The organism is Bordetella sp. H567 (assembly GCF_001704295.1).
Lineage (GTDB): Bacteria > Pseudomonadota > Gammaproteobacteria > Burkholderiales > Burkholderiaceae_B > Bordetella_C.
This window is the reverse complement of record NZ_CP012334.1, coordinates 2,621,791-2,636,765: the sequence shown is the minus strand read 5'-3', so window position 1 is coordinate 2,636,765 and position 14,975 is coordinate 2,621,791. Positions and strand designations below refer to the sequence as shown.

The 14,975-nt window shown below is 67.4% G+C and carries 13 protein-coding genes; 4 read left to right on the top strand and 9 right to left on the bottom strand.

Annotated features, from left to right (window positions below; genetic code table 11):
• Positions 1 to 5: 5 nt before the first annotated feature.
• The 6 genes from AKI39_RS11835 to AKI39_RS11810 all read right to left on the bottom strand — a co-directional run bounded on the left by AKI39_RS11835 (position 6) and on the right by AKI39_RS11810 (position 5,982).
• The gene (locus AKI39_RS11835; protein WP_083228785.1) at positions 6 to 917 is read right to left on the bottom strand and encodes an ABC transporter permease; all 912 of its coding nucleotides are present in this window, start codon (positions 915 to 917) and stop codon (positions 6 to 8) included.
• A complete protein-coding gene (locus tag AKI39_RS11830; protein ID WP_066636016.1) occupies positions 914 to 1,738 on the bottom strand; it encodes an ABC transporter ATP-binding protein in 825 nt (274 codons plus the stop codon). The genes AKI39_RS11835 and AKI39_RS11830 overlap by 4 nt, the downstream gene beginning before the upstream one ends.
• 91 nt (positions 1,739 to 1,829) lie before the next feature.
• Entirely contained in the window at positions 1,830 to 2,771 is a 942-nt protein-coding gene (locus tag AKI39_RS11825; RefSeq protein WP_066636014.1) for a dihydrodipicolinate synthase family protein, read from the bottom strand.
• Between the two features lie 50 nt (positions 2,772 to 2,821).
• Complete coding sequence (locus tag AKI39_RS11820) at positions 2,822 to 3,679, bottom strand: IclR family transcriptional regulator (protein ID WP_083228784.1); 858 nt, start codon at positions 3,677 to 3,679, stop codon at positions 2,822 to 2,824.
• Between the two features lie 148 nt (positions 3,680 to 3,827).
• A complete protein-coding gene (locus AKI39_RS11815; protein ID WP_066636012.1) occupies positions 3,828 to 4,655 on the bottom strand; it encodes a metallophosphoesterase in 828 nt (275 codons plus the stop codon).
• A gap of 25 nt (positions 4,656 to 4,680) precedes the next feature.
• Positions 4,681 to 5,982, bottom strand: coding sequence for an MFS transporter (locus tag AKI39_RS11810; protein WP_158515168.1), 1,302 nt, complete (start codon positions 5,980 to 5,982; stop codon positions 4,681 to 4,683).
• Positions 5,983 to 6,184: 202 nt separating this feature from the next.
• Between AKI39_RS11810 and AKI39_RS11805 the strand changes: the two genes are divergently transcribed.
• From AKI39_RS11805 to AKI39_RS11795, 3 genes are read left to right on the top strand one after another with little or no spacing between them, the layout of a single operon-like run.
• Entirely contained in the window at positions 6,185 to 8,404 is a 2,220-nt protein-coding gene (locus tag AKI39_RS11805) for an ATP-binding protein (protein WP_066642792.1), read from the top strand.
• A 23-nt stretch (positions 8,405 to 8,427) separates the two neighbouring features.
• Positions 8,428 to 8,907 carry a response regulator gene (locus AKI39_RS11800; protein ID WP_066636003.1) on the top strand — a complete coding sequence of 160 codons (480 nt, stop codon included), beginning with the start codon at positions 8,428 to 8,430 and terminating at the stop codon, positions 8,905 to 8,907.
• Entirely contained in the window at positions 8,904 to 11,483 is a 2,580-nt protein-coding gene (locus AKI39_RS11795) for a response regulator (RefSeq protein ID WP_066636001.1), read from the top strand. The genes AKI39_RS11800 and AKI39_RS11795 overlap by 4 nt, the downstream gene beginning before the upstream one ends.
• Positions 11,484 to 11,529: 46 nt before the next feature.
• Here the strand turns inward: AKI39_RS11795 and AKI39_RS11790 are convergent, their stop codons facing one another.
• From AKI39_RS11790 to AKI39_RS11780, 3 genes are all read right to left on the bottom strand, one after another.
• On the bottom strand, positions 11,530 to 12,102 hold the full coding sequence (locus tag AKI39_RS11790) for a biliverdin-producing heme oxygenase (protein ID WP_235610796.1): 573 nt from the start codon (positions 12,100 to 12,102) through the stop codon (positions 11,530 to 11,532).
• 132 nt (positions 12,103 to 12,234) lie between these two features.
• Positions 12,235 to 13,581 (bottom strand): ATP-binding protein, encoded by a 1,347-nt coding sequence (locus tag AKI39_RS11785; protein ID WP_066642787.1) that lies wholly within the window; start codon positions 13,579 to 13,581, stop codon positions 12,235 to 12,237.
• Positions 13,582 to 13,612: 31 nt separating this feature from the next.
• Positions 13,613 to 14,398, bottom strand: a complete 786-nt coding sequence (locus AKI39_RS11780; protein WP_274532995.1) for a response regulator — start codon at positions 14,396 to 14,398, stop codon at positions 13,613 to 13,615.
• A 149-nt stretch (positions 14,399 to 14,547) separates the two neighbouring features.
• Between AKI39_RS11780 and AKI39_RS11775 the strand changes: the two genes are divergently transcribed.
• The gene (locus AKI39_RS11775; protein WP_066636000.1) at positions 14,548 to 14,973 is read left to right on the top strand and encodes a hypothetical protein; all 426 of its coding nucleotides are present in this window, start codon (positions 14,548 to 14,550) and stop codon (positions 14,971 to 14,973) included.
• The last annotated feature ends 2 nt before the right edge of the window (positions 14,974 to 14,975 follow it).

The following is a 14,975-nucleotide window of genomic DNA, read 5'->3' as shown; positions in this document are numbered from 1 at the left end:
GAATATCAGGATTTCGCGCGGTCGCTCCAATGGACCACTCTTTTTTCCAGCCGTCGCACCAGCGTATGCAGCAATACGCCCATCACGCCCAGGATGACCAGCGCGGCGAACACGCCGGCCACGTCCGTCACCGCCTGTGCCTGCGTGATGACCACGCCCATGCCCCGCTGCGCCCCCAGGAATTCGGCGACGATGGTGCCCAGCAGTGCGTAGACCACCGCCATGTCCAGGCCCGCGAAAATGTAGGGCGCGGCATTGGGCAGCTTGACGATGCGGTAGGTTTCCAGGCGCGTGGCCGACAAGGAGCGCATCAGGTCCACGCGTTCGGGTTCGACGGCCCGCAGTCCCGTGAAGCTGTTGATCAGGACCGGGAAGAAGGCCAGCAAGGCGGCGATGGCGATCTTCGAACTGTCACCAAAGCCCAGCCAGATCACGATGAGCGGGGCGATGGCCACCTTGGGCAGGCTTTGCAGGGCGAAGGCATAGGGCATCAGCAGCTTTTCCACGCGCCGGCTTTCCGCCATCAGCGATCCCAGCGCCAGGCCGCAGACCGTGCCGATGACGAAGCCGATGGCGGCGTTGCTCAAGGTGCTCCAGAGCGGCAGGTAATAGCCCGTCGCGCTGGCCGGCGAGGCGGCCAGGCCCGACCACAGCGCCCGCCATACGGCCTGCGGCGCCGGCAGGATATAGGGCGGCACATGCATGTAGGTGACCGCCAGGTCCCAGGCCAGCAGCAGCACGGCCAGGCCGGCCAGCGGCACCCATGACACGCGCCGTGACCGGCGGCCGGCCGCGGCGCGCGCGGCGGGCGCTGGCCTGGGTGCCTGCACCGCGGACGCGGCCTGTGCCGTCCTGGCCGCCGCGGGCTGCCTGTCCTGCTTCGCACGGACAGATGTCTCCAGGGGTTGCGTGCTCATTCGATGTCTCCTTGCGCGTTCAGCAGCCCGCGCACTTCGCGCGAGAGCCTTGCGTACTCCGGATGGCCGATGATGGTGTCGAAACCGCGCGGGCGCGGAATATCCACCGGCAGGTCGCACAGCACGCGGCCGGGCCGCGCCGACATGACGACGACCCGGTCGGCCAGGAAAATCGCTTCCGAAATACTGTGCGTGATGAGCACGACGGTCTTGTGATTGGCTTGCCACAGCCGCTGCAGCTCCAGGTTCATCCGTTCGCGCGTCAGGGCATCCAGGGCGCCGAAGGGTTCGTCCATCAGCAGCGTGCGCGGATTGCGGACGAGCGCGCGGCAGATACCGGCGCGCTGCTGCATGCCGCCGGACAACTCGTAGGGATAGCGTTCGGCGAAATCGGACAGGCTCGTCATGCGCAGCAGCTCGTCCACATCGGCGCCCGTCGGCTTGCCGCGCGCGGCCCCGACCCGATTGGGCAGCGCGACGTTCTGCCGCACCGTCAGCCAGGGCAACAGGTTGGCCGACTGGAAGACCACGCCGACCTCCGGCGACGGCCCGGTGATGGGCCGGCCCTGCATGGCGAGACTGCCTTCATCGCAGGGATCCAAGCCGGCGAGCATGCGCAGCAAGGTGCTCTTGCCGCAGCCGGACGGCCCGACCACGCTGATGAATTCGCCATCGGCGATATCGATATCCACGCCATCCAGCGCGCGTACCTCGCCGGATTGGGCGTGGTAAGTCTTGCCGACGCCACGGATCTCGATAAGCGCGCCGCGCGGCGGCGCCGCGGCCACGCTCTGCAGCTTGCGCTGAGCGGTATTGAACATGCCTGTCTCCACTTCGTCGTCACCCTCCGGCGCGGAGGGCTGCCCGGCCGCCGCCCGCCACAGGGGCTCGGCCGGCTCCTGTCCGGCGATATCAGGCCGCCGCCTTTTGCAGCAGGCCGGCGCTGCGCAGGGCTGCGTCGATGGCGCGCAATTCGTCGGCGTCCGGCTCCTGCGTGGGCGGCCGCACGGTGCCGCTGCGCAGGATGCCCGCGCGTGCCATCGCGGCCTTCATGCGGCCGTGCGCCTCGCCGGTGGGCTCTCCGGCGCCGTACACGGCGTCCTTGAGCGGCGTGATGCGAGCCTGCACGGCCATGGCGCGGTTCAGGTCGCCGGCCCGGACGGCTTGCAGCAATTCGTTGATCAGCCCCGGCACCAGCGAGGCGAAGCCCACCAGCGCACCGTCGATGCCTTGCACCATGGAGGCGAGCAGGTATTCGTCATGGCAGGTCAGCAGGACCTTGGAGGCATCGGCATCGCGGATCGCCTTGATGTCGCGCGCGTACTTGTTCATTTCCCGGGTGCCGATCTTGAAGGCCGCCACGTGCGGCGAGCGTGCCAGCTCGGCAAGCAGCTCCGACGAGAACGACGCACGGGTCCAGGCGGGATAAACGTGCACGATGAGCGGCAGCCCGCTGGCCTGGCCGATGGCATCGAAATAGTCCAGGCAATGCCGCGGTCGGAAGCCGAAGCGCAGCCAGTGGTGCGGCGGCATGATGTCCAGCGCCTGGGCGCCCGCCTCCTTGGCCATGCCCGCCTGTTCGACCGCGTCGCCGATGCCTTCGCAAACGATGGAAGAGACAACCGGGCAGACGCCCGCCACCGCCTGCGCGGCGATACGCGTGACCTGTGCGCGCTCGCGCGGCGTCAGCGAAAACACCTCGCCGGTGTGGCCGTTGGTCATCAGCGCGACCACGCCGTCCTGGTCGGCCAGCCATCGCGCGAAACGCGTCAGCTCGGCCTCGTCGATGCGGTAGTCGCTATGGAAGGGAACGGCGATCGCGGGAATGATGCCGCGGAAATCGATGCCTGGCATTGCGTGTCTCCTTGGTTTATCCGGGGGGTATCAGTGATCCATTGCGGGCTTCATGCCAGTACCTTGGACAGGGAACGCGCCGCCATCCGTACCGGCTCGACGGTGGCGGCCTCGAATTGCGCGAGCGACGTGCGGAATGCGGGGCTGGCCACGCTCAGCCCCGCCACCGGGATGCCGTCGATGTCCAGGACCGGCGCGGCGATGACGTACAGGCCGGACACGGTTTCCTGGTTGGAGACGGCGTAGCCCTTGTCGTGCACCTGCGCCAGGCGTGCAAGGATGGCGTCCAGGTCCGTCATCGTGGTGTCCGTCAGCTTGCGCCGCGGCTGCGATTCCAGGATGCGGATTTGCGTCTCGCGCGGCAGCCAGGCCAGGATGGCGTGGCCGACGGCCGTGCAATACGCCGGCACGCGGCTGCCGATGCGGATATCCACCCCCAGGCGTGTCAAGCCCGCCTGGATACGCTCGGCGTAAAGGATGTCGCCGCCTTCCAGCACGCCGATGGAGGCCGCCTCGCTGACCTCGCCCACCAGTTCGCGCAGGATGGGACGGGCACGTGTGCGCAGGTCCGAGTGCGCGATCGCGTTGAAGCCCAGGTCCAGCACCTTGGTGGAAAGGCGGAACAGGCGCGTATCGGGCACACGCTGCACGTAGCCGATATCCACGAGCGTGTTCAGGAAGCGGAACGCCGTGGCGTTGTCCAGGCCGGCACGGCGCGCCGCTTCGGCCATCGTCAGCTCGGGTTCCTGCGCAGTGAAGGCCTCCAGCAGGCGAAAGCCCTTGGCCAGGGACTGCACGGTGTTCTTCGCGGTGGATGCGCCGGATTGCACGGCCTGCTGCCCGGTGTCGGCATCCGGTTGCAGGCGGGTCTGTGTCGTGGTGCGTCGCGGTTGCAGGGAGCTTTTCATCGTGTGGCATCGCGCCGCCGTGGGCGCCGCGTCTCCTGGACAATTCGGATAGCGAATTTTTATTTTTATTTGAACTAGCCTACACCTGCCTTCTTGCCGTGCGCAAGCAGGTTTTACGCTTAGGCGGTGCGATGAAACGCGCGGCGCGCTATGCGGTGGCGCCGTGCAATGCGTCCAGGTCGAGCGTCAGGATGGGCTGGAAGCCCTCCTGTTCCCCCTTCGCTTCGTAGCCCAGGGGATTGGAAACGACCCGGCAGCCGTCCTGGACGTAGTCGACGGCATGATGCAAGTGCCCATGCAGCCAGAGATCCGCTTGGGGGATCAGTTCGTCCAGGCTGTTGCAGAAGCCCGCGGTGCCGGGCGTCAGGCCGTAGCGGGGGTCCGCGCTGGACAAGGTCGGCGCGAAATGCGTGATGGCCACGGTCGGGCCGTCGAAGGGGGGCGCCAAGGCGTCCTTCAGCCACGCCTGGCACGCCAATCCCTGCTCGCGCAATGCCTCTGCCAGGAAAGCCTGTCCGCCGCGCGTGGTCCGTGCTTTTTCCAGGTAGAAGTTGGCGGCCCTGAACGCCTTGCCGCGCTTGTTGAGCACCTGCGTCAGCGTATCGCCCGGCTTGGCCATGGCGTCGAAATCCGTCCACAGCGTCGTACCGATCAGGCGCACGCCGCCGATGATCAGGGTCTCGCGCTCCAGCCATTGGATGCCCAGCCGCGCGCACAACGCGTGCAGGCGCTCGTGCGCCGCATCGAAGTCCTGCGCATCGTATTCGTGGTTGCCGGGCAGGTACACCACGGGCACCGGCCAGCGATCGCGCGGCGAGAACTGCCCCAGGCCGTAGTCGTCCGCGGCGATCCTGGAGCCTTGCTGGTAGGAGCCGATATCGCCGGCCAACACCAGCAGGTCCGCGCCGGGCGCCGGCGTTGGCACGAAGTCGGCATTCGTTTCGAGATGCAGGTCCGAGAGCAGCTGGATTTTCATTTCAGTCGTGGGATGAGTCTCTACCCTAGGCGCGCCGCAAGGCGGGGATCCGGAACCCGCCGTGCAGGCGCAGCGTCAAGGTCACCAGCAGCACCAGGTTCACCACGTTCGCGGCCACACCCAAGGTGAAGGCCGGGTCGTAGCTGCCGTATCGGTCATACAGGAACCCGGCCACCCATCCGCCGGCCGCCATGCCCGAACCGGTCATCAGCAGCATCGCCGGCACGCGCCAGTAGGCTTGCTGCGGCGGAAAAATCTCCCGCATGGAGAGCACATAGGCAGGGATCAGCGCGCTGAAGCCCAGCCCGTAGGCGATCGAGACGGCGAACAGCCCGAACTGCTCCTGCACGTACAGATAGCCCGACACGGCGATCATCTGCATGAAGGAACTGATCAAGGCCGTGCGTACGCCCCCTATCCGGTCGGAAATCAGGCCCCAGGCTTGCCGGCTGAGGAAGGCCACCGCCAGCAGCACCGACAGCATGGCCGCGCCCACCGTGGCCGGCAAGCCGCGGTCGCTGCACAGCGCCACCAGGTGTCCCTGCGGCATGGCCATCGGCACGCAGCACAGGAAGCCGGCCGCCGCAAGCATGACGAACACCGTATTGGGCCGCATGCCGGCCACCTTGCCGGTGCGCTCGGCGCGCACCGGACCGGCAGGCACGGCGGCTTCGGGCGGGGGACGCAGGAAAATCATCGCCAGGGTGGTTACCATCGCCGCCTGTATCAGGCCGTAGCCCAGCATGGTGGCGCGCCAGCCGAATCGATCGATGACCGCTTCGAAGACCACGGGCCAGACCACGCCGGCGATATAGTTGCCGCTGGAGAGCAGCGCCAGGGCCGAGCCGCGCCGCCGCACGAACCAATGGCTGACGTACACGTACAGCGGCGCGTTCAAGCCGGCCAGCCCCAGCAGGCCGATGAATACGCCATGGCCCAGGTACAGCGCCCAGGGTTCGCCCACCGTGGAAATCGCCAGCCCGGCACACACCGACAACGCGCCTCCGATCACCGTCCAGCGTATGCCGAAACGGTGGGCCAGCCGCCCCATCAGGATGCCCCCGACGGCCGATCCCAGCCACGCCAGCGAGCCGCCGAGCGCCGGGACGGAGCGCGCGCCGCCCAGGTCGGCCGCGATGGCCTTCAACCCGACGATGGCGATGAGCGGTCCGCCGAAGGACATGCCCAGGCAGACCAGCGCCATGGTCGCCACGATCCACGATCGACGGGAGTCCAGCAGATCGCCCGGCCCGGCGCGATTGCCTTGTGTCGATGGTTCCCGTCCCTGGGCGTGGGACTGTTCGCGCCCCTGCTGTTTTGTCTCCATGCACGCGACTATAGCAATGCCTGTTGCGCGACGGGGACAATACCCGACGTCCATCGTGGTCCGGGCGCGGCACTTGCTGGCGCGCGTCCATTTGTCCCATGTGAGCGCAGGCAACTCCTCGGGCGCCGATCGCAAGGCCGGTGATATCCTGAGACCCCGCCATCAGGCCGTGCCGCGCAACGCACAGCAACGGAGCTACCCGGTGCCGCAACAAGACACCCTATCCTCGACGCAGCTGGACCTGGACCGTTGCGCGCAAGAACCCATACGCATCCCCGGCGCCATCCAGCCTTACGCGGCCTTGCTGCTGCTGGCGGCCGATACGCTGCGAGTCATCACGCGCAGCGCGAACTCCGAAGCGATCCTGGGCATCAAATGCGAGCTGGGACAGGTCCTGGATCCGCACCTGCCGGGCATGGAGGCACTGACCGCGGCGCTGCGCGCCTGGCAGGCCAATGAAGACGGCACGCTGGCGGCGGCCCTGCGCATCGGCGAGCGCCACCTGCACGTTACCGGCGCCCGCACGGCGCAAGGCCTGCTCGTCGAACTGGAGCCGGACAGCGCCGAGCAAAGCGTCACGCTGGACGCCCTTTATCCCCGCCTGCGCATGCTGCTGGACGACATCCAGCCTGGGGCCCAGCCGGAAATCATCCTGCAGCGCGCCGTCGAGGAAGTCCGCCGCCTGACCGGCTTCGAACGCGTGCTGGCCTACCGCTTCGACACGGACGGCCACGGCACGGTCGTGGCCGAGGACGGCACCGGCGCCCTGCCCTCCTACCTGGGTCATCGCTTCCCTGCGTCGGACATTCCGCCGCAGGCGCGCGCGCTGTACTGCCAGAACCGCGTCCGGCTGATTCCCGATGCGAACTACCAGCCCGTACCCCTGGAACCGGCCATGATCGGCACGGAGCGCGAACCGGTGGACCTGGCGGCGGCGAACTGGCGCAGCGTGTCGCCGATCCACCTGGAATACATGCGCAATATGGGCACCGGCTCGTCGATGTCCGTTTCCCTGGTGATCGACGGGAATTTGTGGGGGCTGATTTCCTGCCACAGCGCGGGCCCGCGGCTGGTCGGGCCGCAGGTCCGGGCTGCCTGCGAATTCCTGGCGCGCATCCTGGCCCATCACATCGGCGCGCACGAGCGTATTTCCGAACATGCCCGCCGCATCGAACTGAAGACGGTCGAGATCGAGCTGGTCGAATTGCTGTCCCGCGCCGCCACGCTGCTGGACGGCTACGCGCAACACTCGCCGGCCTGGATGCGCCTGCTGGACGCCCACGGCGCGGCACTGGTGTGGCAGGACGAGGTCCATGCCATGGGCAACACGCCCGCCAAGGCGCAGATCCTGAAGATCGCCCGATGGCTGCACGCCAACAATGTCGAGCAGTCGTATCACACCGACCGCCTGCCGCTGGTCTGGCCGGAGGCCGCCGAGTTCGCCGAGGTCGCCAGCGGCCTGGCGGCCGCCTCCATTTCCAGCCTGCACCCGGCCTACCTGCTGTGGTTCCGTCCGGAAGTGGTACGCACGGTGCAATGGCGCGGCGACCCGCGCAAGTCCATGGATCCCGTCTCGGGACAGCTGCACCCGCGCAAATCCTTCGAACTGTGGCAGGAGGAATTGCGCGGACGCTCCACGCCATGGCGGCGCTCCGAAGTCGACGTGCTGGCCGACTTCCGCAACGTGGTCGTCAACCTGACCCTGAAACAGGCGGAAGAACGCGCCGAGCTCAGCGAACGGCTACAACGCAGCAACGTGGAACTGGAGTCCTTCTCCTATTCGGTATCCCACGACCTGCGCGCGCCGTTCCGCCACATCGCGGGCTTCGCCGAACTGCTCAAACAGCGCGAGCGCAACCTGGACCCGACATCCACGCGCTATATCGAGAACATCATGCGTGCCGCGGTCATGGCCGGCAGGCTGGTGGACGACCTCTTGCGCTTCTCCCACCTGGGACGCGCCGCGCTGGCGGCGTCCGAACTGGACACGAACAAACTGGTCGGCGAAGTCCGCCAGGCGGTGGAATTGACCTTGCCGGACCGCAAGGTGCAGTGGCGCATCGGCGACCTTCCGAAGTCATGGGGAGATGCGCAATACATCCGCCAGGTCTGGTACAACCTGTTGGAAAACGCGGTCAAGTATTCCAGCAACCAGTCCGTATCCATCGTCACGATCAGCGGGCAGAATTGCGGTACATTCACCTTGTTCAGCGTGGCCGACAACGGTGTGGGTTTCGATATGGCATACGCCGGCAAATTGTTCGGGGTTTTCCAGCGCCTGCACCGGCAGGAAGACTTCGACGGGACCGGCATCGGATTGGCGCTGTGCAAACGCATCATCGAAAAACACGGCGGCTGGATCAAGGGCGAAGGCGCCATCGATCAGGGCGCGAAGTTCTCCTTCGCGCTGCCCTATCAATGAACCTGTAGTGCGGCGACAAAAGCATGAACGATCTGCGGCCCATCCTGCTGGTAGAAGACAATCCCAACGACATCGAGCTGACGCTGACGGCGCTCCAGCAATGCAATATTGCCAACGAAGTCGTCGTGCTGCGCGACGGGGCCGAGGCGCTGGACTATGTTTATCGCCGCGGCCCCCATGCGGACCGCCCGCCCGGAGAACCGTCGGTCATCCTGCTCGATCTGAAGCTGCCCAAGGTGGATGGGCTGGAAGTCCTGGAACGCATCAAGTCGGACAAGGACCATAAGCAGATCCCCGTCGTGATGCTGACATCCTCCAAGGAAGAAAAAGACCTGGTGCGCAGCTATCAGTCCGGCGTGAATTCCTTCGTGGTCAAGCCGGTCGAATTTTCCGAATTCTTCGACGCGATACGCAACCTGGGCATGTTCTGGGCGATCGTGAACCAACCGCCCCCGCCCCGGCGCCACGACGGCGAGCCGCACGACGGCCGGGAACTGCCTTGATCCTGCTGCTGGAGGACAATGACCTGGACGCCGAATTGATGATGCATCAATTGGCGGAAGCACTGCCTGACATCGCCGTGCGGTGCGTGCACGACAAGCGTTCGTACGCTCAGGCCCTGGACGAAGGCGACATCTGCCTGATTATTTCGGATTTCTCCCTGCCCGACATCGACGGCTGGGAAGCGTTGTCCATGGCGGCGCGCAAGCTGCCGGACGTGCCGTTCATCTTTGTTTCCGGCGTCATCGGCGAGGACCTGGCGGTCAAGGCCCTGAAGACGGGTGCGACCGACTATGTACTGAAACAGCGCCTGGACCGCCTGGGCACCGCCGTGCGCCGCGCGTTGTCCGAAGAGGAAGACCGGCGCGAGCGCAGGCGCGTCGAAGAGGCCTTGCGGGACAGCGAAGCCCGTTTCCGCGCCCTGTCGGATTCCGCGCCCGCGCTGATATGGGAAACGGACGCCGGCGGCGAGGTCATTTTCGTCAACCGCCACTACGAAATCATGTTCGGCCTGCCTTGCGACGACATGCTGGGCCGGGGCTGGTGGCGCATCGTGTACCGACCCGATCTTCCGGCCCTGCTGGACGCCTTCGACCACGCGATCGCCGGACAGAAAGCGCTGCAGGTGGAAATCCGCGTGATCGATGCACAGCGGCGCCTGCGCTGGCTCGATTGCCGCGGGGTCCCCCGCTTCGACGGCGCGGGACGCTTCCTGGGCCTGACCGGCACCAATGTGGACGTCACGGACGCCAAGCTGGCGCGCGATGAATTGGAACAGATCGTGCAAGCGCGCACCGCGGAGCTGCTGCGTACCAACGAGCGCCTGCTGCAGGAAATGCGCCAGCGCGCCGACGCGGACGCGGCACGGGAACAGGCCGAGGAACAACTGCGCCAATCGCAGAAGATGGAAGCATTCGGCCAGCTGACCGGCGGTGTCGCGCACGACTTCAACAACTTCCTGACCGTCATCCTGGGCAACCTGGAGACCCTGGAGCGCCAGTTATCCGGCCGCGCCGGCCCGCTTGACGCGGCCCGCGTGGACACCGCCTTGAGCCATGCGAAACAAGGCGCGCAGCGCGCCGCCGCGCTGACGCAGCGCCTGCTGGCCTTCGCCCGCAGGCAACCCTTGCAGCCCTGCAGCGTGAATATCAACGAGCTGATCGCCGCCACGGTGGAGATGCTGACCCGCATGCTGGGTGAAGAGGTGGACGTGCGCGAGGACCTGCAGGCGGATATCTGGCCCGCGCATATCGACCCCCACATGCTCGAAAGCGCCCTGCTGAACCTCGCGGTGAACGCGCGCGACGCCATGCCGGAGGGCGGGGAAATCGTCATCCGGACGCGCAACGCCGTCCTGGGCGAACGCCATCCGCACGTGGACGCCGCCCCGGGCGATTACGTGTGCATCAGTATGTCCGATACCGGTGCGGGCATCCCGGAAGACATCATGGAAAAAGTCTTCGAGCCTTTTTTCACCACCAAGGACATCGGTGTCGGCACGGGGTTGGGACTGAGCCAGGTCTACGGCTTCGTCACGCAATCGGGCGGATATGTCGGAATAGAGAGTGCCGTCGGCAAGGGCACGACCGTGCACATCTACCTGCCGCGCCAGGCCCAAACCCAGGCAAGCGCGGGCGTAAGGACGCATGAGGGCGACTTGCCCGTGGCGGCGCGCGGCGAGCGCATCCTGGTGGTGGAGGACGACGAGGCCGTACGCGCACACTCGGCGGCGGCGCTCATGGAATTGGGGTATGCCGTCCACGAGGCCGGCGACGCCGCCGCGGCACTGCGGTGCCTGCGCGAACGCGACGATATCGCCCTGCTGTTCACGGACGTCGGCTTGCCGGGTGGCATGAATGGCCGCGACCTGGCAGAAGCTGCCCTGGCGATCCGGCCGGGGTTGCCGGTGCTGTACACCTCCGCGTACGCGGAGGGCCGGCTGACCCACGGCGGCAAGCTCCCCGCCGGCGTGGCGCTGGTTCCCAAGCCGTTCACGTTCCGCGACCTGGCGCGAGGTGTGCGCGAAATCCTGGATGATGCAGCGGCCATGCGGGGTACGGGGGACGCGCAACACGCCGGGAACGCCACGGCCGCGCCGGCCATGGAGATGGCCGGCGCCACCTCGGATACAGCGGGCCGCGGCCCCGCGCACGATGCGGGGGGCGCCGGCCCCGCGCCGGATGCTGAAACCGCCTCGCCGGTATTGGGCGGGGCCACGGTGCTGCTCGTGGAAGACGATGAGCTCGTGCGTGAGCTTACGGCGGAAGCGCTGATGGAATACGGCTACCGGGTGGTCGAAGCCGGTACCGCGGCGCGGGCGCTGGCGGCCATGGAAGACAATGCGGCCAGCGTCGGCCTGGCCATCGTGGACCTGGGCCTGCCGGACATGCCCGGCGAAGAACTGATCCTGCTGCTGGCGCGGCGCCATCCCGGCCTGCCCATCATCGTGGCGAGCGGCTACGGACGGGTCGATCTCAGCAACGACATGCCTGCGGAAACCCGCGTGTCTTTCATCCAGAAACCCTACAAACTGCAGATGCTGGCGACGGTGCTGCAGGAAATGGGCGTCGCGCCCTGATGCCGGGTTGCCACTTGCGTGCGCTGGCCGCCCTGCCGGGCATGCCTTATTCCCCCTGGCACCGCAGCCAGTCCGTCAGCGTATCGAAGGCATCGCAGGCGCCGGCCACGGCTTGCGCGAGGTCTTCCTCGCCGTGCAGTTCATCGGCCAGGAAGGCCATGTAGCCCTTCCATAGCGTGCCCAGTTCCGGGCCATAACCGGCCATGTAGTGAAACGACCGATCGGGCCAGGCTTGCTCCAGCCGCTTGGCCATCATGCGGCCGCCCAGCTGCGATCCTTCGATGACGTACATCACGCCCAGCGCGTAGGCACGCGCCCGGCCGACGTCGGGCAGCTTGTCGCAGACCGGCACCGGCGGCACCGGCAATCCCAGGGCGCGCGCGGCCGCGAAATCCTGGTCGATGCGCGCGGCCTTGCAGCGGCGCACGTCCGGCCGCAGCGCTGCCGGCCAGTCGCGCGCCCATAGCGCGGCTTCGACGGGTTCCAGCCAGCCGCGCAGCGCGGCGATATAGGCCAGGTAGTCCGCGTAATCCGCCTGCGCGGAACCGATGCGCAGGGAGCTGTCCAGGCGCTCGTGACGTGCTTGCGTCGCTAGTCGTAAGGTGGCGTGAACATCCATGAGCAAGGCATCCTGGCGGGCGGAAAACATCGCAGCCATGATACCGGACGCAGAACAGCGCCATAGGCCCATCACCGTTGAATCGCGGGCGGCGATGCATGAAGCGAAGGCCATCTCGCAAGAAGCGCCAGCCTATGACGTGGAGGCGGTCGCGAGCGGCAGCGCGACGGTCGCTCGCAATCCGCCTTGTTCACGGTTGGCGATATGCAGATCGCCCCCCTGGCTTTGCGCCAGGGCCTTGACAATCGCCAGCCCCAGGCCGGTGCCGCCGGTTTGCCGGCCGCGCGACGGCTCGCCGCGCTCGAAGGGCTGCGCCAGCCTGGCCAGCAGCGCCGGGGACACCCCGGGGCCATCGTCTTCCACTGAAAGCATGATGCGGTCACCCGCTATCTCCAGCGATAGATAGGCGCGTTCGCCGTAGCGGATCGCGTTGTCCGTCAGGTTGGACAATATCCGGCGCAAGGCCAAGGGCGCGCAACGCACCGGCGCCGCGCGTCGCGGGGCGGCGACCAACCGCACCGGGTCGCCGATTTCCTGGCGCATCGCGGCGTAAGCCTGCAACTCGGCCCACGCGTCGATGACCTCGGCCGCCACCGCGCCCTGACGCGCGCTTTCACGGGCGAATACCAGCGTATCGTCCAGCAGCCAGCCCATTTCGTCCAGGTCGCGCACCGCGCGCCGGCGCTGCTCCGCATCGTCGATGAAATCCGCGCGCAAGCGCAGGCGCGTCAGGTAGGTGCGCAAATCGTGCGCGATGGCGGCCAGCATGCGCGTCCGTTCCTGCATCAAGCCACGGATCGTGCCTTTCATTTCATTGAACGCCGCCGACAGCGTGGCAATTTCAGCGGTACCTTGCACCGGCAGGTCGGGCATGTCGATATCCGCGGCCAGGCCGCGCGCCGCATCGGCCACGCGGCGCGCGGGCAGCGCGATCAGGCGCACGCAATAGACCATGACCATCAACAGGATCAGCGCCGCCGCCGCGCCCACCACCGCCAGCCGCGCGGTCAAGCGGCGCAGCAGCAGCGGTGCGGTATCCAGCTCCACCACCTGGCCATTCTTCAGTTCCACCAATAGCCGTACACCGCCCGCGGGCGCGGCGCCGGCGCCACGGGCCACGACGAAGCGCCTGTCCCCCAGTTCGGCCGCATCGCGGGCATACAAGCGCTTCAGATAAGGCGCTTCGGCAATGCTCGCAGGAAACCCGTCCAGCACCCGCACGGCGAGCCGGCCATGACCGAGCGCCCGTACGATCAAGGCCTGTTGCGCCGGCGATACGGCTTCCAGCGCTCGCGCGATGGCTGCCGCTTCGTCGGGAGACACCAGGCGAAACAGAGCGGGTTGTTCGTCGGGCCAGATCAGGGCAGCGGCGATCACGGCCTGCAACAGCAGCAAGGCGACTACGAAGGCGATGCCGATACGCACGGCCAGGCTGCCCAGCCAGGCCCGGAGGCCGCCGGGTGGGGAGCCGGTCCGCATGCCGGAGGCCTCGGACGCGCAGCCCGGCATGTCAGGCGCGGTCTCGTTCGACGGCAGGGGCGAACAGATAGCCGCCGCCCCGCACGGTCTTGATCATGGCCGGCGATTTGGGCGCGTCGCCCAGCTTGCGGCGCAGGCGGCTGAGCTGCACATCGATCGTGCGGTCGAAGGGGCCGGCGGAGCGGCCGCGGGTCCAGTCCAGCAGTTGCTCGCGATTGAGCACGCGTTGCGGATGGGTCAGAAATACCATCAGCATGTCGAATTCGGCGCCGGTCAATACCACTTCCCCGCCGTCCGGCCGCCGCAGCGCGCGGGACCCCGCATTCAGTGTCCAGCCGGAGAAACGGTAGAGGTCGGCCGGTGGCGCCGGAGGAAGACGATGGCTGGCGCGCGTACGCCGCAGGATGGCGCGGGCGCGGGCGACCAGTTCGCGCGGGTTGAACGGCTTGGCCAGGTAGTCATCCGCGCCGACCTCCAGCCCGACGATGCGGTCGATGTCCTCGCCTTTCGCCGTCACCATCAATACCGGGATCGCGGTGGACGACGCGCGCAGCCGCCGGCAGATCGACAAACCGTCTTCGCCCGCCAGCATCAGATCCAGCACCACCAGGTCGACGCGGCGGCGCTCCACCTCGCGGTCCAGCGCCGCCGCGCCCTCGCATAGCACGACGTCGTAGCCTTCGCGGGTGAGCAGGCCGCCGACCAGCGTGCGGATTTCGGGGTCGTCCTCGACGACCGCGATGAGCGTGTTCGCCTCCATGCCGCTGCCGTTATGAAAGGGATCGTGGATGGGAAGATCGTTGGATCGGGAGCGCATCAGTCTACAGCGATGCGGCCGCCAGGACGGCCTGCGCAGGGCCGTTGATACACTTCGTTAAGCTACGCCACGCGGGCCTCACGTGCCGCATACAAGCCGGGCGCCTAATCACTCCCGACGCGCAGAACGCGCATCGAGGAGCGAATTTCATGCCACACCCTTCCCCTGTCTACACCCGCATCGCGCGGGCGGCCATGTCCTGCGCGACCGCGGCCGCCACGATGGTCTGGAGCGGCGCCGCGCACGCCGGTTCCCACGGCTGGTCGCGATCCGTGCACGGGCCCTACGGCCACGGCTATACCGCGCAACGCCAGGTTTCCCGCTCGCCCGGAACAGCGACGGCCAGCCGCTCCGTGCAGACCGATAGCGGCCATGGATACACCAGCACGCGTACCACCACGCGCGATGACGGCACGCTGACCAACACCTGGACCCGGACCTACGACAACGGCAAGACGGCGAGCCGAAGCGGCACCGTGACGCGCGGCGAAGACGGCGTGACGGTACAGCGCGACGTGAGGACCGCGTCCGGTGCGACGGCCAGCCGCACGACGACCTATACCCCCGGCAACTGAAC